Raw genomic sequence first — 22,523 nt, forward strand, 5'->3', positions numbered from 1 at the left:
AATCTATATTAAAGTACTGATAATGAACAAAATATACAATCCTAAACGTGAAGACTGGCAGTCCGTTTTAAAACGGTCCACCCGAACCGTAGCCGATATTGAAGTGATAGTGGATGGCATTTTCGACGAGGTAATGAAAGGTGGCGATAGTGTCTTGAAAAAGTATACCGAAAAGTTCGATGGTATTTTGTTAGATGACTTGTTGGTTTCAAAATCTGAAGTTGAAGATGCCAAAAAAGGGGTTTCAAATGAATTGAAGAAAGCCATTCAATTGGCAAAAAGTAATATTGAAAAATTCCATATCGCCCAAAAAACAGATATTGTTGAAGTTGAGACTGTAAACGGGGTTCGATGTTGGCAAGAAAAACGACCGATTCAAAAAGTAGGGCTTTATATTCCCGGTGGAACGGCACCTTTATTTTCGACAATTTTAATGTTGGCGATTCCTGCAAAGATTGCCGGCTGCGATGAAATCATTATCTGCACGCCGCCGTACGATGAGGGGAAAATACATCCCGCTATATTATATACCGCATACCTATGCGGGGTGACCAAAATATTCAAGGTCGGTGGCATACAGGCCATTGGAGCGATGACTTTCGGCACTGAGAGCATTCCTCAGGTATATAAAATATTCGGTCCGGGCAACCAGTATGTTACGGTTGCAAAACAGATAGCGACAAAGCATGGAGTGGCCATTGATATGCCCGCTGGCCCCAGCGAATTATTGGTCGTGGCGGATGATAGCGCAAATGCCAGTTTTGTGGCCTCTGATTTGTTGAGCCAAGCCGAACACGGCACTGATAGTCAGGTAATTTTAGTCTCGACATCCAAGGAAATGATAGATGCTGTAGAAACTCAGGTAGAAAATCAACTTAAAGAATTGCCGCGCAAAGAAATCGCGGAAAAGGCCATAGCCAATAGTAAATTAATCTATGTAGACGATGATGAGACAGCAATTGATCTAATCAACGAATACGGTCCGGAACACTATATCATCTGTGTCGAAAATGAGGATTTTTTTATAAATAATACCATGAACGCAGGTTCCGTATTTATAGGCAATTACACTCCTGAAAGCGCTGGTGATTATGCTTCGGGCACGAATCATACACTTCCGACCAATGGATATGCAAAACAGTACAGTGGCGTAAACCTTGATAGTTTTTTGAAAAGTATGACGTTTCAGAAAATTACCGAACAAGGCATTCAAGAAATTGGCCCTGCCATTGAATTAATGGCCGAGGCAGAAGGTTTGCAAGCCCATAAAAATGCAGTGACACTTAGATTGAATAGTATAAAATAAAAACAAATTTGTTCCCTCTCCTTCGGAGAGGGCTAGGGAGAGGACAATGAGCAAAAATTTCAATATACAAAACCTGGTTCGAGAGAACGTAAAAGGTCTGAAACCCTATTCATCCGCGAGAGATGAATACGTCTCAGATGGGTCGGAGATGGTTTTTCTTGATGCCAATGAGAATCCGTTCGACAATGGAGTCAATCGTTATCCGGATCCTCAGCAGCGCCGTTTGAAGTCCGTTTTGGCCGAACAAAAGAAAATAGATACAAGAAATATTCTTTTGGGAAATGGAAGCGATGAAGTTTTGGATTTGTTGTTCAGAGCCTTTTGCGAACCAAAAGTTGACAATATAATTACGTTACCACCGACCTATGGAATGTACAAAGTATTAGCGGGCATTAATGACATTGAAAACTGCGAAGTACTACTAACGAACGACTTCCAACCAAATGTGGATGTAATATTGAGCAAAGTGGATAAAAACACGAAAATGATTTTTATCTGCTCTCCGAACAATCCCACGGGAAATAGTTTTAACGAAATTGCTATTGTGGAATTACTGAAAGGTTTTATGGGCTTGGTAATCATTGACGAAGCTTATATTGATTTCTTAGGAAAACAAAGCTGGATTTCAAAATTATCCGATTTTCCGAACCTAGTGGTTACCCAGACCCTTTCAAAAGCTTATGGTATGGCGGGGATTCGATTGGGTATCTGTATTGCTTCTGAAGAAATTATATCCATCTTGAATAAGATAAAACCTCCGTACAATGTCAATGAATTGACTCAGACACGGGCTCTGCGAAGGGTTTCCAATATATTACGGATAAAATCGGAGGTGTCGGAAATACTGGAACAAAAGAAACTTTTGATTAAAGTACTGCCAAAGATTGGTTTTGTGAAAGAAGTCTATCCTTCCGACTCAAATTTTCTATTGGTGAAGGTGGATGATGCCGATAAACGCTATGATCAATTATTGAAAGTGGGGGTAGTCGTTAGAAATAGAAGTACCCAGCCATTATGTGAAAATACTTTACGTTTTACGATAGGCACACCAGATGAGAACATAAAATTAGTAAATGCACTTCAAAACCTTGGGTCTTGAACTTGATTAAGGAATCATGATTAAAATTAAGATGAAAAAAGTACTATTTATAGACCGCGACGGTACTATTATCAAAGAAACGGTCGATGAGCAAATCGATGCCTTTGAAAAAGATGATATTTTACCCTAAGGCTTTTTCCTTCTTGGGTAAGATTGCAAAAGAGCTTGATTATGAATTGGTCATGATTACCAATCAAGACGGATTGGGCACCGATGTATTTCCAGAAGAAACCTTTTGGCCTGTTCATAATTTCATCTTGAAATCCTTCGAGAATGAAGGCGTTGTCTTTGATAAAGTTTTTTTAGATAGAACCTTTCCTTCGGAAAATGCCGATACCAGAAAGCCAGGGACCGGATTGTTGACCGAATACTTTTCCGAGGATTATGATTTGAAGAATTCTTTCGTAATCGGTGACCGCTTAACTGATATGGAATTAGCCAAAAATTTGGGTTCTAAAGGAATTTTCATCAATGATGAAACGAATTTGGGCAATGGGGAAATAACCGTAAAACGAGATGAACTTGACAATCACATCGCTTTGGAAAGCAATGATTGGGAAAAAATCTACGAGTTTTTAAAGTTGGAGAATCGAGTTTCGGAAATTCGAAGGAAAACCAATGAGACCGACATTCAAATCAAATTGAATTTAGATGGCACCGGAAAAAGTGATATCAAAACCGGATTGGCATTTTTCGACCACATGCTAGATCAACTTGCCCGCCACGGTCAAATGGATTTGGAAATCAATGTTGACGGTGATTTGGAAGTCGATGAACACCACACTATCGAAGATACCGCGATTGCTCTGGGAGAAGTATTTAGCAAAGCCCTTGGCAATAAATTGGGTATCGAGCGCTATGGTTTCTGTTTGCCAATGGATGATTGCCTGGCCCAAGTGGCGATAGATTTCGGAGGCCGGAACTGGCTCGTTTGGGAAGCCGATTTCAAACGTGAAAAGGTGGGCGATATGCCTACGGAGATGTTCCACCACTTTTTTAAATCCTTTACCGATGGGGCAAAAGCGAATTTGAACATTAAGGCCGAAGGCAAAAACGAACACCATAAAATAGAGGCGATTTTTAAGGCGTTCGCGAAATCCATTAAAATGGCTGTGAAACAGGATGTTGAAAAGATGGTTCTTCCATCTACAAAAGGCATGTTATAATGAACTTGGTCATCATAGATTACGGGGCTGGCAACATCCAAAGCCTAAAATTCGCAATACAACGATTGGGCTACGAAGCTATTTTGAGCCATGACGCTGCGGAAATCCGTTCAGCGGATAAGGTTATATTTCCGGGGGTCGGAGAGGCCAGTTCGGCGATGAAAAAGCTTCGAGAAACAGGCTTGCAAAATCTTATCCCTACTTTGAAACAACCGGTATTGGGCATTTGCCTCGGCATGCAATTGATGTGCAACCGTTCTGAGGAAGGAAATACTGAAGGACTTGGAATATTCGATGTGGACGTGGTTCGCTTTTCAAACGATGTCAAAGTTCCCCATATGGGATGGAATGTCGTTTCGAATCTGAAATCCAAACTTTTTTGGATGTAGCCGAAAATGAACACGTATACATGGTACACAGTTATTTTGCGGGTTTGTGCGATGAGACTATCTCTGAAACTGATTATCACGTTAAATACAGTTCCGCATTGGGAAAAGATAATTTTTACGGAACGCAATTCCATCCTGAAAAGAGCGGTACTACCGGAGAACATATTTTAAGGAATTTTTTGAATATGTGATGATAGACGGTATCTACATAACATCTGATAAATCCAAGTTAGATATTGCTTTCATTCATGACTATCTATCAAACCAGGCTTATTGGGCAAAGGGTAGGAGTATGGAATTGGTAAAGAAGTCCATCGAGAATTCATTGTGTTTTGGAGTATTTACATCGGATGAAAAACAAATAGGTTTTGCCCGGATCGCAACGGACTTCGTTGTTTTTGCTTGGCTCATGGATGCATTTATTGATGAGGAATATAGAGGAAAGGGTATAGGCAAGTATTTAATTGAAACGATTGTAAACCATCATGAATTGATAAATGTAAACGGAATAGGGTTACGAACGAATGACGTTCATGAATTGTATAAACAGTTTGGTTTTGAGGAAATTCCCAATCCCGAAACCTGGATGCTAAGGAAAAAGAAATGAGAATTATTCCCGCAATAGATATCATCGACGGTAAATGTGTGCGTCTCTCCAAGGGAGATTATGGCACGAAAAAGATTTACAACGAAAATCCTTTGGAGGTAGCAAAGGAATTCGAGGCGCACGGAATCCAGTATTTGCATCTAGTGGATTTAGACGGGGCAAAGTCCAAACATATTGTCAACCATAAGGTATTGGAACAAATCGCCGCCCAAACTAATTTACAAATCGATTTTGGTGGTGGGTTAAAAACGGATGATGATTTGCGTATCGCTTTTGAAAGTGGCGCCAAACAGATTACAGGTGGTAGTATTGCCGTAAAGGATAAAGAAACCTTTATCCGTTGGATCGAATCGTACGGTACGGAGAAAATCATCTTAGGCGCTGATGCCATGGATGAAAAAGTGGCCGTTTCAGGTTGGCAAGAAGAATCGCAAGAAGAGCTGATTCCTTTTATTCTTGGTTATCAGGAAAAAGGAATTGAATATGTAATCTGTACAGACATCAGTAAAGATGGGATGTTGGAAGGCCCCTCCTTTGATTTATATAGACGAATTTTGGAGAAATGCCACGAAATTAAGCTAATAGCCAGTGGCGGAATATCCACTTTTGACGAACTTCCAAAACTGGCAAAAATGGGTTGTGAAGGTACTATCATCGGAAAAGCGATTTATGAAAACCGAATCAGTTTAAAACAACTGGAAAACTATATACTAGCGAAATGAGCAAAGAAGATCTTTTAAGGGAAGAATTGGTAAAAAACGCCTTGTACCGTTTAGATGAAAGCACCCGTATGATAAGTATAAGTTTGACCGAAATTTCAGAAGAAGAACTTTGGCAAAAACCCAATGCATCCCTGAACAGTATCGCAAATCTAATTTTGCATTTATGTGGTAATATTACACAATATGTCATTTCCTCCTTGGGAGAAACAAAAGATATTCGAAATCGTGATCTGGAATTCTCCATAAAAGAAGGTGAAAGCAAATCGGAACTCCTTAAGAAGCTAGAGAAAACGGTCGATACGGCCAAACGGGTCATTTTCGATGCTTCCCAAGAACAATTGCTAAAAGGCAAGTCCGTACAGGGATTTTCTTTTTCAGGAATCGGAATCATTATGCACGTAGTGGAGCACTATTCATACCACACGGGCCAAATCGCGTTTTGGGTCAAAGTGTTGAAAAACAAGGATTTGGGGTTTTATGATGGCCTGGATCTTAATGCCAAAAATAAAAGTTAGGTACGAGGTACGAAATTGGAGGTACGAGGTATTAAATACGAATTACCATAAAAGCAAATTGGGGCTTAGAAGTATGAATTACCAAATTTGAATATATTGTTGTGCAAGATTTAAAAGCCAGAACTAAAAGATTTGCTATTGATTGTTGGAGACCTTGTACTAAGATTCCGAAATCCCGTGAATATGATGCTTGGGTTCGACAGTTGATTAAAAGTTCAAGCTCAGTTGGAGCTAATTATCGTGCATCGCAAAGGGCTAAATCTTCTGCTGATTTTATAAATAAACTCAAGATTGTTGAAGAAGAAGCTGACGAAAGTACATATTGGCTGGAACTTTTTTTGGAAGTGATGGATTCAAATCACCAAGAAATCAATAGATTGATAAAAGAGGGCAATGAGCTTTTGGCGATCACGGTGGCATCTATCAAAACGGTAAGAAAGAATAATAAATGAAAAGGCATTGGGTCAAGAAGTTCGAAAAGTCAATCTTATTATGATATTCTATACTTCCGACCTCGGACCTCTAACCTAGTACTTTAAAATATGCTCAAGAAAAGAATTATTCCTTGTCTAGATATCAAAGATGGCCGCACCGTAAAAGGCATCAACTTTCTTGACCTCAGAGACGCCGGCGACCCTGTAGAACTTGCTGAAATCTATAGCAAGGAAGGGGCCGACGAACTGGTGTTTCTCGATATTTCGGCAACCGAACAAAAACGAAAGACCTTGGCCGAACTGGTCTATCACGTTGCAGAAAAGGTCAATATTCCTTTTACCGTTGGTGGTGGAATTTCCTCTGTGGAAGATGTCGATATTTTATTGAAGAACGGAGCCGATAAGGTTTCCATTAATTCGTCGGCTGTCAAGAATCCGCAATTGATCAATGATTTGGTGGCCAAGTTTGGATCGCAATGCATAGTGGTTGCCATCGATGCCAAACAAATCGATGGGGAGTGGATCGTACATTTGGTAGGAGGGAAGGTGCCCACAAAACGTAGGTTGTTTGAATGGGCCAAGGAAGTCGAGGAGCGCGGTGCTGGAGAAATTCTGTTTACCTCTATGGATCATGACGGCACCAAAAACGGATTTGCCAATGAGGCATTGGCGCGTTTGTCCAAGGATGTGAACATTCCGATAATCGCTTCCGGGGGAGCGGGAGATATGCAGCATTTTGCCGATACTTTTATCGATGGAAAAGCCGACGCGGCCCTAGCAGCCAGTGTTTTCCATTTTAAGGAAATAGAAATAAACGATTTGAAAAGAAACTTACGGGATAACGGAATTCCAGTTAGAATCTAAAAATAGTTGATAGTTTTTCGTTGAAGGTTGTTCGAGAATAACCATCAACCATTAACCATCAACGAACAACCATAGTATGAAAATAGACTTCAATAAAAATGCAGATGGGTTAGTCCCTGCAATCGTACAAGACGCGACAACCAAAAACGTTTTGATGCTTGGCTACATGAACGAAGAGGCTCTGGCAAAAACCCAAGAAACCAAGAAAGTAACTTTTTACAGTAGAAGTAAACAACGGTTATGGACAAAAGGGGAGGAGAGCGGCAATTTTCTAAATCTCGTCGATATCAAAAACGATTGTGATAATGATACGCTTCTGATTTCCGTAAACCCTGTTGGGCCGACCTGTCACACCGGTAGCGATACCTGTTGGAATGAAGAAAACACTTCTAACTTCGGATTCCTATCACAATTGGAAAAAGTAATAGAACAAAGACGCACCGCCGGTTCAGGCGATACGTCGTATGTGGCATCCCTTTTTGAAAAGGGAATTAATAAAATCGCACAAAAGGTAGGCGAGGAGGCGGTCGAGACCGTTATCGAAGCAAAAGACAACAATGACGAACTTTTTCTTTACGAAAGTGCCGATCTTTTATTTCATTACCTGATTTTACTTCAAGCAAAAGGATTTACCCTAAAAGACATCGAGGCCGAGCTTCAGAAGCGACATAGATAGCCTAAGCTAGTTCTGGTTCTTAACTTCTGACGAACCTGAAAGTTTTTTGTTATTGATGGTAGCATTTCCTTTGTAATTTAAAACACTGGCTCCTGAAGCGCTGACATCTATGGTTCGGTTAACCGATAGAAATGCGTCACTAGCACCTGAAAGTTCAATTTTTAGGTCTTCGACCTCTAAATCGTAATCTCGAACATTACTGCTGCCTGATAACTTCGCATTTAGGAAAGTTGCCTTTCCGAAAAGGTCTAGACTTGAAGCCCCTGCCATATCCAAATATAAACGCTCAGCGACTACCTCGCCCGTAAAATCGGAGGCTCCCGAAAGGTCTATTCTGGCGTCCGATTCGACCCATTCATTTTCCAAGGTCAAACGTGATGCTCCGGAAATATCAAATGTGGAAATGTTTTTGGTGACAATGTAAGCGTTCAGAGTGGCATTGCCGCGAACGCTAGTGAACTTCTTTAAGCGGATGACCAAGGCATTACCTTCTTGATTGACGATAATCTTATCATGAAGATTGTCGTTGGCCTCGATACGGATACTTTCCTCCGTATCCGAGAACGTAACATAAGCATTAAAAGCGTTGGAAATCTTCAACTCCGAATAATCAGGAATGGAGTATTCCAAAGAGGTCACTTCGCCCGACGCCCGAATGGTGTCGTGGTCGCAAGAGGTAAATAATCCTATACTTAGGATGATGAGTCCGATAAAAATTTTTGATTGTTTCATTTTGATTGATTTTAGAACCCGTTCTTCAACGGGTGTGTTGATGGAATATGATTTATTTTAATTTATCTGCTATACTGACGACCGGGATCCATTGGAAATTAATGGGATACCATATTTCTTCTTGCTTTTCTATGACATTCGAATTTTCGCAGTCCTCTTTGAGAAAGACCTGCTCTTCTTTGACAAATACATATTTCGTTCGAATCGTATTTTCAGGTGTTGCGAACCAAACAACTTTATTTTTCATGATTTGTACCTTTTTAGATTTTCTTCTTATATCGGTTTCTTCCCATATTAAAGACACCGACTTTGATTCCGACTCCTGCTGAAAAGCCGTTGATTCTTGAAACAGGACTCTCGAAAAGGTCGATTTTATTGGAAAATCTATATTTGACTCCAGCCTCCAATTGCAAATAACGGTTGATATTGAAAAGGGCGCTTACACCAGGTTCTAAAACAAAGAGAACAGCACCGTTGCTTTCATCGATGGTTACTTCCTCATTTCTGTCAATAACGGTCCGGTCCACATAGCCCACAGCTCCCGCTCCGATCAATAAAGGAAAAGAAAGGTTTACGGCGGACTTACTGAAAAGAATAGGTTCTAAATGCAGCCCACCATACGCCCCGATAAGGTCTTGGTTGGGCTCCGTCGCAGATTTAAAAATACCTTGTTCCGAATAAAGAAACTTTCCCGAAAAACCAACTTCAAACTGCTGGTTGGCAACATAGGCAATCTTTAGTCCGCCCATAAAGGTGTCCTTCTTATCTATTTCCCCGTACGCAAAATTGAGGCCTAGATATACCCCATGAACAACATTATTGCGATCATTGAATTCTACATAATCCCCTACTTCTTCATCTGATTGCTCTTCTTGCGCATTGACGAAGAACAAGGCCCCGAAAACCAATATTAAATAAGTGAGTGTTGTTTTTTTCATTTTATTTGATTTTGATTGATATTTTAAAGACAAACAGTTTGTAAAAAAGTTGCACCCATATCAAAAAAATTATTAAAGTTTATGTGATGGTATTGTTTCTAGTGGCTTTTTTCATTGATTTAAGTCAAGAAGGATTAAAATTCTATGAGTAGTACCACCCCTTTCTTTCCAATTACGGAAATATTTCCTGCTTTGCTTTTTCCATAGGTAGCCTTGATTTCGCGTAGTTTTTTACTCTTGTCAAGCATTTTAGAATCGATGTTCTCAAATGATTTCGGCAGGCGCACAAGTCCTTCTTCCAAAGTGGCCTCGAAACGGTGGGAAAACCCGGTCACGTTCAGATTGACCTCTGATGATTCTTGCTCGATGGCGATATCCGCATTTGGGTCCAAGATTTCCGAAACCCTGAAATCGGCTACCCTCATGTTCATATCGACACTGGTTTTGAGGCGGTTCAACTCCAAAGTCGTGAATTTCAAGGTTCCGTAAATCGTACCGACTTCTGAGATAGAAACTTCATCTTTATTGGAATAGAATTCAAGCGAAGTAACTTTATTGATTGACATTTCAGTACCGCTACTATTGATCCGTAGGCTTTTGGAATCCTCCATATCAAGGTCGCCGTTTTTTAAAGTCAGATTTCCGTAGTTGATGGACTTTGCCCTGAGCTTCCCGTATTCCACTTCGATATCTGCCTTGTTCAAGGTTTCGTTGATCCAAAGATCTCCGTGCTGCACCTTCGCTTTTAGTTTTCCTATCCAACTTTCGATAATGACATCCCCAAAGGTGTTGGTCACTTCCAATTCTGCCTTCGTGGGCATATAAACGGTATAGTCGATTTGAATATTACTGTGGTTAAAATCAAACGGATTCGCCTTATCGAACAGGTTGGCGAAAAAACCGCTGCTCTTTTCTTTTATTTCATAGCTTATGGAAATAAAATTATCGCTTTCTTGAATCATGGGGCTGATCCTTTTTAACAGATCTTCGGCATTCTCCTTTTTTCGATGGTTGACCGTGATATTGATGACCACGGAAGCTTCATCTTTATCCCATCCATAGAGATCGATATTCCCATATTTATTTTCCAGATGCAGTTCGCCCGTATCGGTCATTTTGTAGGACTTCTCTATCTTCTTAGATACTTGTTCTTGTGCGCTAAGACCTTGCCCTAGTGCAAGTGTCAACGCCGCCAACAGTAGTTTTTTACAAAGTGTATCCATAATCTTCATCTTGTATTTTCGAATCGTTTATCTGCTTCAACAGCTTTTCGATGAGTTCGATCCGCTGTTTATAGTTGGAAACAATCGCTTCCAACACCTGTTCGTTATCAAGGTTTTTTTGCATCTCTAAGCGCAACTCCTCATATTCGGCATCGAGCTCGTCCATAAAGGATAAAAACTCGGCTTTATCTTCTTCCGTCAGGTTCGGATTATCCTTTACCAACTGTACTTGATAAGAGACTAAATTTTTATAGTGCATGTCGATGTCCAATAATTCTTTAGACGCATATTGGCTTTCATCATTGGTCGCCCCAAATACTTGCACCGCAACAAAACTTGCGATGCCTAACAGTATAAGTAGGGTAGCGGCCACTCTCAACATCGGCGACCTCCAAATAGGAATCACTTTAGGGGCCTCGGTCTTCAGTTCTCCCGCGATGTTCGCCCACATTTTTTCTTTGTCGGCCTTGTGCTTGTCGAACTTCGCTGCGTTTTCCCGTATGTATTTTTCGAAATTGTCCATTACAATTCGTTTATGATTTCAAGTAATTTTTTCTTTGCCCTGTGGTATTGTGATTTGGATGTAGATGTCGAAATCCCTAATACTTCCCCGATTTCATTATGGTCGTAACCTTCGATCAGGTACAGGTTCAAAATTTGTTTATAGCCAGTCGGAAGTTTTTCGATGCCGATCTTCACTTTTTTGATATCGACGGCTTCCGTTTGTTCAGGAGGCTCCTCGTGCAAGTGGAATTCATGATCTTCCATCGGTACGACCGGAACCCGTTTTACTTTTAAATAATTGATACTCTTGTTGATGACGATCCGCTTTAACCAGGCCCCGAACGTACTTTCGTAATTGAAACCGCCTAAATTTTTAAAGGCCGATACAAAACTCTCCTGTACGATATCCTCTGCATCCTCCTTATTTCCCAACATCCGCATACCAATATTGTACATGGCATCGACATAGAGCGAATACAACTGGTATTGCGAGCTGCTATGGCCGGTCTTGCATTTTTCTACAAGTGCCTGATGCGTAAAACGGATGTTGGTTTCCAATGAGATTATCTCGTATTTAGCGGTCGTTTAAAGTAAAAGACAATACGAAGTTAGGAAGGTTGCATTAAAGGCGAAAAAAAGTGCGAAGTAAGAGATAAAAGGTAAGAGGTTAGAAGTAAGAGGTACGAAATATAGGCTACGACGTATTTGACAATACGGTATGAATTAATACCTTACAATATGACATTAAAACTGCACCTTGTACTTCGATGAAAACTGAGCGGGGATTTCATTTTTATCCTCTCCTAGGTTTTGTCGCAGATCGATCTCGATGCCTCGGGCAATGGTAGCGATAGGAACATCGTTCGAAGTGCCCTCAAATGGGTTTTCCCCGGTTCTGCCAATGCGTTCCATGGTATGGAACATCCAGGCGACCGCTACATAAATGGGAATCGTAAACCATATAAAATTTTTACCCAAAACAGGATGAATAAGAGCAATTTCCTTTCCAATATCCATGAATTGGGGAATCAGGGCCATGGGCAGGAGCAACAGTAGAAGCCACATAAAATAGTGGTTGAGCGAAGCATATTGTCTGGGGTAGGGGAAATTCTTGATGCGCTCGGTCTGTCCTTGTAAGGTAAAGAGTTCTTTGATAATTCCTTCGAGTTCCAAAAATGAAAATTCCCAAATAATACCTGATTCCTTTAATCTTCGAAGATGATGCGATTGTAAATAGAGTAGCGCCGTTTGGTGGTTGCCTTTGCCCATCGCATATTCCACATCGCTTTCTGATAGATATTCCTTCAATTCATCTTCCAAAGGGGAATCATGTTCAGGCGGCCGAATTCCCCATTCTGTATTCGTTCTGTGGTTACTGGTGGTTTCCCATTCCCTTTTTGAACGCATGGCATAACGCAAGGCGGTCATCCACGCGATATGGCGGTATGTCAATGCCTTTATTTCTTGTTGTAGCATAGCCGCAGATACATTTTCCTCGGTATATTCATTGGTAAGCATGTCTTGCACAAAGACCCCAAACGTGCGTGAGGTGTTCACGATTCCTCCCCATATTTTTTCGCGCCTCCCAAATACGGTCGTACACCGCATTGTTTTGAAAACCGATAACGAAGGCCACCGCTGTACCGATCAAGGCCATGGGTGTCCATGGAATGCGAAACCAAGCCATATCCAAAAAATAATAGATAGCGACCCATATACTTATAATCAGGATGAACATAATCGTTTCGAAGCGCGTCCATTTTGCCATTGCCCATGGGCGATATACTTTACCTGTGTACATATTCTTTTTGGTTTAGCGGATTGTGGCGTACCAAGCGTATTTAAACTAGGTACATGTAAATATAATGAAATTGGTCAACGCTTTCCGAGGGCATGTAAAGGAGACCATTTATTGCTCTTTAAGCTAAAAGGATGGAAGGAATACGAGAAACAGCGTAATTCAGATATTAAGTATAAAATTTAATATAAGAGGTATCAGGTTCTCAAATAGTTATTGCACCCAATATCATTATTTAATACCTTTTACATTTAATACCTTTTACTGATATTTCGTAGTTTTCTTCTCAACTTTAAAGACACCGCGGTGGGAAGTAAGGCAATGAGTAGACCGATAAAGAGGCCCTTAATCATAAACTTTAGCGTTCGCGGAGTTTCAATATCATGTCGATGGTTCCAAAACTCGACTATTCTTCCATTCTTGATGCGAAACACGTTGATTATGCTGATGGGTTCTTTGGTTTCCAAAGCGATGCGGCCGAATAGTGTAGTGGCCTTAAAAGATCCTGTCCATCGTGTGGCAACGAAATCTCCTTCAGCAATTTGATAGTCGATTTTAGAGTCGAAGTCCCCATTTTCCCAAAAGAAATCGGCTATTTTCTTTTGCTCGATAGCCTGTTCCTTTACTCCTTTTCTGTCTCCTATGTCATGTACGATATATTCATCCGCAACATATTTTGTGTAGTTGTCCGTATTGTTAGTGAACCACAGATCGCGATAGAAGTTTCGCGCGATTTCTTTATTGATTTCGGTTTGATTCTCTTCTATTAGACGTTGCTCTTGTGAAAATGAACAAATCGAAAATTGAACGACGAGGATTAAGACAGAGATATCTTTCATTTTAAACGGATTTAATTTCAATCAAGATAATACCTCGAGTTACTTCTGGTATAATGCCAAAAGTCGCTTTGTTAGTGCTGGAAGACGAAAATATCAGGGCTGTGAAGAAGGTAGCTCTCCGAAGTATTTTTAGTAGGCGGCTGTAAAATTTGAGGGGTGTGCATACCCCAAATCGTAACTTATTTCGGTCGGGGTTTTAGTCTTTGCAATGATCAATTAACGGGCAAATTCCATTCTGATTTTATTACGGTATTGAAAGGGCGCACTACCGAAGAGTTGTTTGAACGAAGTTTTGAACTTGGTAACGCCCATATTCGCTATTATAGCGAGTTCTTGAATAGTAGGGGTATTGGTTGCCAAGGGATTTCTAAGATGTACCGATGTCTTGAACAAATTTTTCACATCCTCGGAATGTAGGTGTTCATGTTGTTTTATTCGGGAATGTGAACTTATTTTTTCAAAAAAAAGATACATAAAATGCAGCACGTTGGCATGGCATTCTATTTTATTTCGGATGGTTGATAAGGCTTTATACAAAGCATATTCCAATTGGTAGTCCAAGTCTTCATAGACCAGATTTTTATTGATATCGATACTGTTTTGCCAATCTTTAAAATAGGTGTTCAAAAAGGAACGATGAAAATGAACGGATACCAATTCCATTTCTGCATTTACGGGTAACTTGGTGTCTATTTCGAGCGAAGTTCCATAGAGCAAAAGGCCGATAGGCAAATGTTTTTGAAATTCGATAGATCGATCTCCAACTTTTTTTGCTGTGGGGCTTTTGAGAGATTGATATGGATTAAAAACCATTCTGAATCGACCGGATTAATCGATTTCATGTGAATGGGAATTTTGAAATATGATTTTCTGAAGTGGTAAAACTCCATTTGCCCTGGAAAGTCCACAAAGACCATGGGCTGACCTCCGGCAATAGAGGGGTGTAGAAAATATTCCCCCTCAACTTCCTGCAGCTTAAAATACTGCTGAAATTGGTCTTTTAAATTCTTGTTGATATTTAGTTCAATATTCAAGCGGTAAGGACTTTTAAGCGCAGCTAGGGTCTTTATAACCGCGCTTACCCCAGCATAAATATAGTCAAAACATTGGATTTGGAAAGATATCCTTTATTGGCCCGAAGCCAATGATAGCCTGAGTTCCCCCCGGCGTAACTTAATTGCTACTCCACAATAACCGAATCAATCCATTCGTTGGCCCTAGATACCCTAACCAAAGCCATGACCGCCCCGTATTTGATTTCTCGGTTCAATGCCCCGGACACGATTCCCACAAATACCATTTGTCCATCAACTTCCATAAATACGCCCCCACCGCTATCTCCTTTCGAGCCCCCGATTTCAAGTTCAAGGGGAATGGGAGAACCAAAATGGTTGAACTCCGGAGTGTCGGGGCTATCGAAATCACAGACCATAACATTGGTACTGAATTCCCTATTTTCAAATGTGCCGCCGATGGCATCTACGACATTTTGCCCGCCTAGTTTTTCTTGTTTTCTTGGGTCGTCCATGCCAGTTTTGCCGTTTCCGATAAACCCATATCCGATTTTAGTGATTGTCTGCCCCAATTCTTTATTGCCATAATAACGTTTGGCAGGTACCATGTCCTGAACAGGTTCATCAAGTTCTATCAGGGCCATATCCCAGCCGTTCCATTGGGTTTCTTCGGCATCGGGTTTAATCTCGGGATGTTTGATGATTCGTTTGGTTTTGTAAAAGGTATCTCCGAATTTCCAAAAGAAGTGTCTTGCACAAAGTGTTGTGCGGTCAACACCCAATTCGGCGCTATTAAGACCCCGACTGCGTAATCGGTACTTTCTACGGATTCAGAATAGGGGCCAACACAATTGAATTCGGGTCGATTGCCAAGCTCCCTATATTTTGCCAATTCGGTATCGTGGCGAATGATTCCATTTGGATTGTAATCGATTATCGGCAACGAAGCTGCGGTCGAGAAAATCAGTAAGGTACAGAATGTTATAGATTTGAATAAAGTCGTTTTGGTCATTGAAGTGATTTTTAGGTGCTGGAATAGTATACCACTTGTATGACGAGGTATTTTGGGCTTTGGTTACCTAATTACCGAAAATTAGCAATTTGGGGCGAGAAGAGTTTTCTATGACTTCTCGGCTTTTCACAGAGACCCTAGTTTGGCTAAGTTAATCACGAAAGGTCTTGAACTGTTCATATCCTCTATACGTCCGAAGAGCAACTAGGCAGATCCATATGAAAATTGAAAGTAGAAGCAGTCGCTGCCAGAGCCCTGTTAAGTTCTTCGACTCGAATGAACTGATCATTAGGATCAAGAGTACCGCGGAAATGATTCCCGAAACAATCGAATACCACGCTAGGGCTTGATACTGATTTATTTTTCGAAATGAAAAACCCAATAAAATAATGCCGACAATGGCTGAAACAAAAGTGATCGCCGAAACCCTGTCATGAATGATGGACTCCGTAGAGCCGTTCGGCGGACAACCTGCATCACATGAAAAAAGACCGGCGACGGCCATGCCAAGTCCGAAAACCGTAATCAAGAGCGCGCCAATTTTTGGCATTGCTTTTTTGGAAGAAGCAAAAATAACGAGAGGCCGAACAGATCGATTAGCAATCCCGAAGGTACAAATCCAAAAAAATTCATTAGGGATTCATTTGCTGTTTCAGTTGCGCCAAGTTCGCTGATGAAATTGTGCAGATGGTCATAGTCCGTTCGCAAACTTGCGCTTACGATTACCGCGATGGTAAAAGAATCGGCCCCGCAATACCACCTAAGACAGCTAATTTCTTCATTGTTTCAAATGTTAGAAGCAACAATTAGTGGGGGAGTGGTTTAAATTACGAAAAATACAACTGAAATTTAGGCAATACCTTTTCAGTGCTTCGGTTTCCCTCTTCCAAAGACTAAAGAAATTAAAGTTCTTATTACTCTTTCCAAACCATGGCTACTTTTCCTTTCGTGTGCATGGCCTCGATATAACCTATGGCTTCCGGAATTTTCTCGTACGGATAAGTCTTTTCAATATACACTTTGATTTTGCCCTTTTGTATCAAGGATGCCAATGTTTCCAAATCCGCCGTATTGGCTTGGGCCGTGAATTGGGTCAGATTGAATTTACCAAATGCTTTTTTGAGGAGGACTGAAAACATATGCCCCATGGTCGTAAAGCCGACCATCACGCCTCGTTGCCCAAAACGCTTGTAGTCATCATACGAAAGATTGCCGTGGGTATCCACGACTAAATCGTAGGCTCCCTGATGTTGATGTATGTCATGTTGGTCATAGGCCAATACCTTATCGGCACCCACTGCTTTTACGAAGTCAACACTTTTGCTGGAACAAATTGCCGTGACCTTGGCACCATGCGCTTTTGCAATCTGAACCGCAAAATGCCCGACACCGCCAGAAGATCCATTGATAAAGACCGACTCCCCTGTTTTGAGTTTTCCATGCGTCGTAAGGGCCTGTAGAGCGGTCAATCCCGCTATGGGAACACAAGCCATTTCTGTAAAATTAGCTTCTTCGGGCATAATGGCGCAGGCATGGGCAGGAGCACAAATATATTCTGCAAAAGCACCGCCTTGAAGGGACTCCCCAAAGACTCGGTCACCGACCTTGAAATCGGTCACGTTATTGCCTACCGCTTCGACAATACCCGAAAAATCGGCCCCTAGAATTTTATCCTTGGGTTTAAACAGGCCAAACGAGAATCGTGCAAAAAAGGTTTTCCCCTTAGGATATGCCAATCGGCAGGGTTGGCCGAATTCGCCTTGACCTCGACCAAAATGTGATCCGATTTGATAATGGCTTTTGCGACTTCTTCCAGTTGCAGTACTTCTGGTCCGCCGTATTTTGATTTGGTAAAGGCTTTCATAATGCTTTGTTTTATTCTCACTCGGTACGCCACTAGTCACACCTACCCGCCAAAACCTCATTTAGTGGTGCAGGAGGAGACTAGCGGTAGCGGGAAATTACATATTATAAACGCCCCCATTGATGTCGAGCGTGGCACCGGTTATAAAACCGTCGTATTCAGACGCCAGATATAAAACCGCTCGCGCTACGTCATCTGCATTACCTGCTCGTTGGATCGGAATGCCGGCCGTTGTTGCGGCCGCCGATTCTTTTGTGGTATGCGTGTTGTGAAATGAAGTTCCAAGGATAAGGCCTGGAGCAACGGCGTTGACCCTTGTGCCATGAGGCCCCAATTCGGCAGATAGGGCTCGGGTGAATGTTAGAATAGCTCCTTTACTGGTAGAATAAACTAGAGACCCTGGATGACCACCTTTACGCCCAGCAAGCGATGCCAAATTAACTATACTGCTGTGGTCATTTTCTGCTAGGTAAGGAGCTGCGGCACGCGTCACGAACATCATGGATGTGAGGTTAATGTCCATTACCTTGTGCCAGAACTCGGCTTCCATTTCACTCAGCATTTTACGCGCAACGAGGGAGCCTGCGTTGTTAATCAGTATGTCAAAACCACCTAGCGCTTCAACCGTTTTTTCAACCAGTGAATTCGCATCGGCTTCTTTTGTTAGGTCACCAGCTATGGCAACCGCTTTTTGACCTTTGCTGGTTGCGTATTCCGTCAATTCGTTCGCGGTATCGGTACTGGAAAAATAGTGGATCGCAACGTTGGCTCCGCTATCGATAAAGTGTCTCGTGATCGATTCGCCGATTCCCTGAGCGCCAGCCGTGATGAGCACGTTTTTTCCTATTAACTTGTTATTTTTTTTCATGGTATTCCTATAGTATTAGTGTTGATAGACGTAGTGGCATCAATACGTGTCTTGATGGACGACATCCTTTTATTTTGAAGTCATTTACAAATATAATATAACAAGACACGTATTTTCATATTGTTCCCAACGCCTTGCAATGTACGCCACCCAAGGGGTTGTATTTGTATTCAATATAAAAAAATAAGGATTAGAATTTTGTCCTTCAATTTATGGTTATTGTTTCCAAATGTTTGGCAATAATGACCTTTGTTTCTGGCGAAAGGGTTTCTATATCTTTTTGAAATGGAATTAGCTTATTTTCAATACCGGTTTGTTGTGAAAATCCGTAGGGCAGTCTAAAATTGTCCCAATGCGTAGGAATGATCACCTTAGGGTAATTTGTAATTGCAAGAAGACGTTCGTTATATTTATAGAGACCAAGTTGTGAACGATTAACACCGGCCAAAAGGATATCAGGTGTAAGACCTTGTAGTTCCCGTTCAACGAAGTTCATCGAACCCATAGTTAATATTTGATGGTTCGAAAATCGGGCAAGAAACATAAGTGATCCACCTTCTATAAATTCAGAAACTTTAAGCGGAACTTCAGGTATTTCGCTATAAACCCTATTATCGATGTAATGTTTTTCATCTAATGCGGAATGAATGGAAGGAATAACTTTTACGGAAAAATTATTGAATTGATAATCTTCTCCTCCTTTTACGGGATATAATTGCTCCTTTGGAATTCCATATCCGCGCAAAATATTGCAGGTTGTTTCGGTGCCAATAACTTTTGCCCCGGTTTTTTTAGCAATATAGGGTACATCGGCAAGATGGTCAAAGTGGGAATGATGAACCAAAATAAAGTCAGCTTTGGTAATTAGACTATCAATAGAGGTGGTGTCCGAAACTGCAATATCCGATCGTTCAACAGTTGCTCGTTTATCATCAGGACTTATGCCGGGACCGGAACCGAGTTTGAAACGCGAGATATATGGATCGATCAATACGGTAATATCACCATCTGTTATTTCCCAACCTGCGGTTCCAAGATATTTTAATTTTATAGGATCTGTTTGGGCATTTGTAATCAGGGATATTAGTAAAACAAAAGAACAAACTAGTTTAACTAGTTGGCTTTTGCTGAAGGAGATACGTTCAATAAAGGAAAAGATGCACATGTTGGTTGGTTTTATATTATTTCTTTTTTTGATTAAAATAGTAACGATTAATAGCATCTGAGTTGGCTTCAACAATATCGATCAAGCCATCATTATTTAAATCAGCGGTAATTATATCATACGTTTGAAATTCTTCATTGGACAATATGGAACTTGTCCAATTTTGGCCATTCCCTAAATTCCAAAAGACGGTATTGGGGCTATCGGAATTTCCTATGATGATATCCAAGTCATTATCCAAATCGAGATCGGCGACAGCAACAGCATAACTTTCCGATGTAGAGGAATCAAAGATGACGGAAGTTTCATAGGGCGCTGTGTTGTTTCCAAAGTAAATTACGTTCGGTTCCTCAATGTTGGCAACAACAATATCGGGTAAGCCGTCATTATTCAAATCGGAAACACTTACAGAGCGCGTATTATCGCTACCCGTTCCGAAAGAGATCTTTTTAGAAAAATCAAGCATACTGTTGTTCAAATAAATATAATTTGATTGTGAATCACGATTTGCCAAAATCAAATCAAGATGGCCATCGTTGTTCATATCTGCAATGGCTACATCTATGGTTGAATCCTTTTCATTTCCAAAAGGCATGTTGGTCGAAAAAATTCCTTCCCCATTGTTCAAACAAATTTCATTGGCACGACCTCTATTTGTTATAAGTATGTCGATATCGCCATCTTGATCGAGATCGGCCAATGTTAAGTTTCTCGTAGGGGCATATGCTATCCCGAAGGATGAACTCATTGAAAAATTGCCTCTACCATCATTTTTATAAATATAATTGGGAGCCATGTCGTTTCCTACTGCTATGTCAAGATCACCATCGTTATCAAGATCTGCCAATTCAGCGGCGTAGGTTGTTGCCCTTTGATTACCTAGATTCATTTCCACAGTGAAAATCCCTCTGCCATCATTGATGAAAATTCGATTCTGACCCGGCCAATGTCTTCCATTGGCTACAATAATATCCATATCGCCATCGTCATCAATATCCCCGGCAGCAACCGATGCCGTGCGTTCTTCATAGGTGCCCAAAATAAGACGCCCATTGGATAGCATTTCATGTTCTTGTGTAAAACCATAGTGAAAAGCATAGACAAAAACGAAGGCTGCGACACTAGTTTTAGTTCCCATATAGCATGTAATCATTATTAAATAGTTGGTCAAAATGTTCGTTAAGGCACATAGCGTCAGCCAGTTGGCGGATTGGTTTTTCCTACCGGTTTACCTGCTGTAGGCATGGCAGGCAGGTTTGTATTTCCTGCTCATGGATTCTAAAAATACAAAAACAACCACATTGCTATCATGGTTCTTTCCCAATTTTTATTACTGGCCGTAATTGGCTTACTCTTGACGGCACGAGCATAAAGATGCTCGCGCTAGCGGGGGGAGGATATTAGTTGTAGTTTTTATTCAATTCGAATTCCATTTCTAATTGTTCAAGATTATTTTCGAGTCCTATTTTATTGAAAAAATCGTTTACAACGTTCGACCTTTTATCTACATTAATTATTGAAAGCGTATTTCCATATTTTTCTGTCAATTCTAGAATTAGAGTGGAAGCTATTCTCTTTTTTCTAAAATATTTACTTACGGCAATTTGTTGTATTCGTTTGTTTGTTGGATTGTAAATAACATAACCGACCAACTGATTTTCAATATAAGCACCTAGTGAAGTATTGTTATATTTTAGCTCATTGACAACGCTTTTTGAGTTTTGCCAAGTAGGATAAATATCCCAAAATGATTCCATCAGTTCCCAGTTGTAGTTCTGTAACTCCTTAATTTCTATATTGTTATTTGGGTTAGACACCTCAACTTCTCCCTTATAACACAATAGTTCCCTTTTAACTTTAAAGCCAAATTTATCATAAGATTTTATAGCTTGAATATTCTCGGAAATGACTTCAAGCATTAGTTTGTTTATTCCTTTTTTTGCTAAAAGCGGCAGAATGAAAAGATACATTTGCTTTGTTAACCCCAAACCTCTTTTCTCAGGAATAACTCCTGTTCCTCCGTTGTATATCACATTTTGGTTATTAATCGTATCAAATCCGTGCAAAATGAATGCAATCAATTTTCCGTTTTCAAAAACACCGATAGATAAGCTAAGGTCAGTTTTATCAACCAACATTTTTGAGGTTAGTTGTTCCTCCGTTAGTTTAAAAGGAACAAAATAGTCAGAAAAAGAGTCATTAAAAATTTTCAAAATCTCTTTTAAATCTATTCCTTCTAAAGTTTTTATTTCCATTTCAGATTTTCTCAATTAAACATAATTAACACGGCTTATTTGTAGCCTTCTTCGCTACTGCTACCACCAGTTTCCTCCAAAGGCGGACAGGTGCAACTGGTGGCCGTTAGAGGCTGAAAGCGTTAAATTTAAAATCCTACCGTTGCTTCTATACCGCTGCGGTCTTCACTTTGTTCTTACTCGGTACGCCACTAGTCACAGACTAGCGGGAGCGGGGGAGTGTAAATAATTCTTACTAGTAATTTGATTTATTCTATAATTTCGTAATCAATGCTTAGTTTTCGCAAGGCTCGTAAGGCAGAACCATAATTTTTATCATCCACTTGAATGTCAACAGCATCTCCTTCTAAAAGTATAGCGGTAAGTTCATTTGACAAAGATGCATTACCATGAATTGAAAGCTCTGTAATACAGTTGGCTATCGCTCGTCGGTCTGGCCGTAGGGCATCGCATGACAATAAGTTTAATTTCATACTACAAATTTATTTATGCAAGATACCAAAGTTGTGATGAGATATCTCTGGAATATTCGTA

30 protein-coding genes and 2 pseudogenes are annotated in these 22,523 nt (G+C 40.6%); 10 read left to right on the top strand and 22 right to left on the bottom strand.

What is annotated here, in order from left to right; all coding sequences use genetic code 11:
- Window positions 1–22: 22 nt before the first annotated feature.
- From hisD to hisIE, 10 genes and pseudogenes are all read left to right on the top strand, one after another.
- The gene (gene hisD / locus N8A86_RS18565) at window positions 23–1,306 is read left to right on the top strand and encodes a histidinol dehydrogenase (protein WP_273566727.1); all 1,284 of its coding nucleotides are present in this window, start codon (window positions 23–25) and stop codon (window positions 1,304–1,306) included.
- A 46-nt stretch (window positions 1,307–1,352) separates the two neighbouring features.
- Window positions 1,353–2,405: a histidinol-phosphate transaminase gene (gene hisC, locus N8A86_RS18570; protein ID WP_273566728.1), complete on the top strand. Its 1,053-nt coding sequence runs from the start codon at window positions 1,353–1,355 to the stop codon at window positions 2,403–2,405.
- Window positions 2,406–2,436: 31 nt separating this feature from the next.
- Window positions 2,437–3,571, top strand: a pseudogene (gene hisB, locus N8A86_RS18575) (bifunctional histidinol-phosphatase/imidazoleglycerol-phosphate dehydratase HisB).
- Window positions 3,571–4,151, top strand: a pseudogene (gene hisH, locus N8A86_RS18580) (imidazole glycerol phosphate synthase subunit HisH). Before hisB ends, hisH begins: the two co-directional pseudogenes overlap by 1 nt.
- Entirely contained in the window at window positions 4,151–4,567 is a 417-nt protein-coding gene (locus tag N8A86_RS18585; RefSeq protein ID WP_273566729.1) for a GNAT family N-acetyltransferase, read from the top strand. The pseudogene hisH and the gene N8A86_RS18585 overlap by 1 nt, the downstream one beginning before the upstream one ends.
- Window positions 4,564–5,289 carry a 1-(5-phosphoribosyl)-5-[(5-phosphoribosylamino)methylideneamino]imidazole-4-carboxamide isomerase gene (gene hisA / locus N8A86_RS18590; RefSeq protein ID WP_273566730.1) on the top strand — a complete coding sequence of 242 codons (726 nt, stop codon included), beginning with the start codon at window positions 4,564–4,566 and terminating at the stop codon, window positions 5,287–5,289. Before N8A86_RS18585 ends, hisA begins: the two co-directional genes overlap by 4 nt.
- Entirely contained in the window at window positions 5,286–5,804 is a 519-nt protein-coding gene (locus N8A86_RS18595) for a DinB family protein (protein ID WP_273566731.1), read from the top strand. The genes hisA and N8A86_RS18595 overlap by 4 nt, the downstream gene beginning before the upstream one ends.
- 101 nt (window positions 5,805–5,905) lie before the next feature.
- Complete coding sequence (locus tag N8A86_RS18600) at window positions 5,906–6,256, top strand: four helix bundle protein (protein ID WP_273566732.1); 351 nt, start codon at window positions 5,906–5,908, stop codon at window positions 6,254–6,256.
- Between the two features lie 90 nt (window positions 6,257–6,346).
- On the top strand, window positions 6,347–7,102 hold the full coding sequence (gene hisF, locus N8A86_RS18605; RefSeq protein WP_273566733.1) for an imidazole glycerol phosphate synthase subunit HisF: 756 nt from the start codon (window positions 6,347–6,349) through the stop codon (window positions 7,100–7,102).
- 76 nt (window positions 7,103–7,178) lie between these two features.
- A complete protein-coding gene (hisIE, locus tag N8A86_RS18610) occupies window positions 7,179–7,778 on the top strand; it encodes a bifunctional phosphoribosyl-AMP cyclohydrolase/phosphoribosyl-ATP diphosphatase HisIE (RefSeq protein WP_273566734.1) in 600 nt (199 codons plus the stop codon).
- Between the two features lie 6 nt (window positions 7,779–7,784).
- Here hisIE and N8A86_RS18615 read toward each other — a convergent pair whose 3' ends face one another.
- The 22 genes from N8A86_RS18615 to N8A86_RS18715 all read right to left on the bottom strand — a co-directional run bounded on the left by N8A86_RS18615 (window position 7,785) and on the right by N8A86_RS18715 (window position 22,462).
- The gene (locus tag N8A86_RS18615; protein WP_273566735.1) at window positions 7,785–8,510 is read right to left on the bottom strand and encodes a head GIN domain-containing protein; all 726 of its coding nucleotides are present in this window, start codon (window positions 8,508–8,510) and stop codon (window positions 7,785–7,787) included.
- 52 nt (window positions 8,511–8,562) lie between these two features.
- The gene (locus tag N8A86_RS18620) at window positions 8,563–8,757 is read right to left on the bottom strand and encodes a hypothetical protein (protein WP_273566736.1); all 195 of its coding nucleotides are present in this window, start codon (window positions 8,755–8,757) and stop codon (window positions 8,563–8,565) included.
- Window positions 8,758–8,770: 13 nt separating this feature from the next.
- Window positions 8,771–9,448, bottom strand: coding sequence for a hypothetical protein (locus N8A86_RS18625; RefSeq protein WP_273566737.1), 678 nt, complete (start codon window positions 9,446–9,448; stop codon window positions 8,771–8,773).
- A 134-nt stretch (window positions 9,449–9,582) separates the two neighbouring features.
- The gene (locus tag N8A86_RS18630) at window positions 9,583–10,680 is read right to left on the bottom strand and encodes a hypothetical protein (RefSeq protein WP_273566738.1); all 1,098 of its coding nucleotides are present in this window, start codon (window positions 10,678–10,680) and stop codon (window positions 9,583–9,585) included.
- Window positions 10,655–11,194 (bottom strand): hypothetical protein, encoded by a 540-nt coding sequence (locus N8A86_RS18635; RefSeq protein WP_273566739.1) that lies wholly within the window; start codon window positions 11,192–11,194, stop codon window positions 10,655–10,657. Before N8A86_RS18635 ends, N8A86_RS18630 begins: the two co-directional genes overlap by 26 nt.
- Window positions 11,194–11,733, bottom strand: coding sequence for an RNA polymerase sigma factor (locus tag N8A86_RS18640; protein ID WP_273566740.1), 540 nt, complete (start codon window positions 11,731–11,733; stop codon window positions 11,194–11,196). Before N8A86_RS18640 ends, N8A86_RS18635 begins: the two co-directional genes overlap by 1 nt.
- Before the next feature lie 186 nt (window positions 11,734–11,919).
- Window positions 11,920–12,732, bottom strand: coding sequence for a bestrophin family protein (locus N8A86_RS18645; protein WP_273566741.1), 813 nt, complete (start codon window positions 12,730–12,732; stop codon window positions 11,920–11,922).
- On the bottom strand, window positions 12,680–12,976 hold the full coding sequence (locus N8A86_RS18650) for a bestrophin family protein (protein ID WP_273566742.1): 297 nt from the start codon (window positions 12,974–12,976) through the stop codon (window positions 12,680–12,682). Before N8A86_RS18650 ends, N8A86_RS18645 begins: the two co-directional genes overlap by 53 nt.
- A gap of 248 nt (window positions 12,977–13,224) precedes the next feature.
- Window positions 13,225–13,812, bottom strand: a complete 588-nt coding sequence (locus N8A86_RS18655) for a nuclear transport factor 2 family protein (RefSeq protein WP_273566743.1) — start codon at window positions 13,810–13,812, stop codon at window positions 13,225–13,227.
- 216 nt (window positions 13,813–14,028) lie between these two features.
- Entirely contained in the window at window positions 14,029–14,544 is a 516-nt protein-coding gene (locus tag N8A86_RS18660) for a hypothetical protein (protein WP_273566744.1), read from the bottom strand.
- Window positions 14,502–14,846: a hypothetical protein gene (locus N8A86_RS18665; protein WP_273566745.1), complete on the bottom strand. Its 345-nt coding sequence runs from the start codon at window positions 14,844–14,846 to the stop codon at window positions 14,502–14,504. The genes N8A86_RS18660 and N8A86_RS18665 overlap by 43 nt, the downstream gene beginning before the upstream one ends.
- A 146-nt stretch (window positions 14,847–14,992) precedes the next feature.
- Window positions 14,993–15,469 carry a hypothetical protein gene (locus tag N8A86_RS18670; RefSeq protein ID WP_337251666.1) on the bottom strand — a complete coding sequence of 159 codons (477 nt, stop codon included), beginning with the start codon at window positions 15,467–15,469 and terminating at the stop codon, window positions 14,993–14,995.
- On the bottom strand, window positions 15,460–15,837 hold the full coding sequence (locus N8A86_RS18675; protein WP_273569120.1) for a hypothetical protein: 378 nt from the start codon (window positions 15,835–15,837) through the stop codon (window positions 15,460–15,462). The genes N8A86_RS18670 and N8A86_RS18675 overlap by 10 nt, the downstream gene beginning before the upstream one ends.
- A gap of 151 nt (window positions 15,838–15,988) precedes the next feature.
- Entirely contained in the window at window positions 15,989–16,387 is a 399-nt protein-coding gene (locus N8A86_RS18680) for a DUF998 domain-containing protein (RefSeq protein WP_273566746.1), read from the bottom strand.
- Window positions 16,363–16,611 carry a DUF998 domain-containing protein gene (locus N8A86_RS22095; protein ID WP_430682209.1) on the bottom strand — a complete coding sequence of 83 codons (249 nt, stop codon included), beginning with the start codon at window positions 16,609–16,611 and terminating at the stop codon, window positions 16,363–16,365. Before N8A86_RS22095 ends, N8A86_RS18680 begins: the two co-directional genes overlap by 25 nt.
- A 140-nt stretch (window positions 16,612–16,751) precedes the next feature.
- Entirely contained in the window at window positions 16,752–17,573 is an 822-nt protein-coding gene (locus N8A86_RS18685) for an NAD(P)-dependent alcohol dehydrogenase (RefSeq protein WP_273566747.1), read from the bottom strand.
- Window positions 17,498–17,701, bottom strand: a complete 204-nt coding sequence (locus N8A86_RS18690) for a hypothetical protein (RefSeq protein WP_273566748.1) — start codon at window positions 17,699–17,701, stop codon at window positions 17,498–17,500. The genes N8A86_RS18685 and N8A86_RS18690 overlap by 76 nt, the downstream gene beginning before the upstream one ends.
- A gap of 97 nt (window positions 17,702–17,798) precedes the next feature.
- Window positions 17,799–18,569, bottom strand: coding sequence for an SDR family NAD(P)-dependent oxidoreductase (locus N8A86_RS18695; protein WP_273566749.1), 771 nt, complete (start codon window positions 18,567–18,569; stop codon window positions 17,799–17,801).
- Between the two features lie 205 nt (window positions 18,570–18,774).
- Entirely contained in the window at window positions 18,775–19,734 is a 960-nt protein-coding gene (locus N8A86_RS18700; protein ID WP_273566750.1) for an MBL fold metallo-hydrolase, read from the bottom strand.
- Window positions 19,735–19,750: 16 nt separating this feature from the next.
- On the bottom strand, window positions 19,751–20,872 hold the full coding sequence (locus tag N8A86_RS18705) for an FG-GAP repeat domain-containing protein (protein WP_273566751.1): 1,122 nt from the start codon (window positions 20,870–20,872) through the stop codon (window positions 19,751–19,753).
- A gap of 262 nt (window positions 20,873–21,134) precedes the next feature.
- The gene (locus N8A86_RS18710) at window positions 21,135–22,004 is read right to left on the bottom strand and encodes a GNAT family N-acetyltransferase (protein WP_273566752.1); all 870 of its coding nucleotides are present in this window, start codon (window positions 22,002–22,004) and stop codon (window positions 21,135–21,137) included.
- A 233-nt stretch (window positions 22,005–22,237) separates the two neighbouring features.
- On the bottom strand, window positions 22,238–22,462 hold the full coding sequence (locus N8A86_RS18715; protein ID WP_273566753.1) for a hypothetical protein: 225 nt from the start codon (window positions 22,460–22,462) through the stop codon (window positions 22,238–22,240).
- Window positions 22,463–22,523: the final 61 nt, after the last annotated feature.

This window comes from Maribacter halichondriae (genome assembly GCF_027474825.1).
Classification (GTDB): Bacteria; Bacteroidota; Bacteroidia; order Flavobacteriales; family Flavobacteriaceae; genus Meishania; species Meishania halichondriae.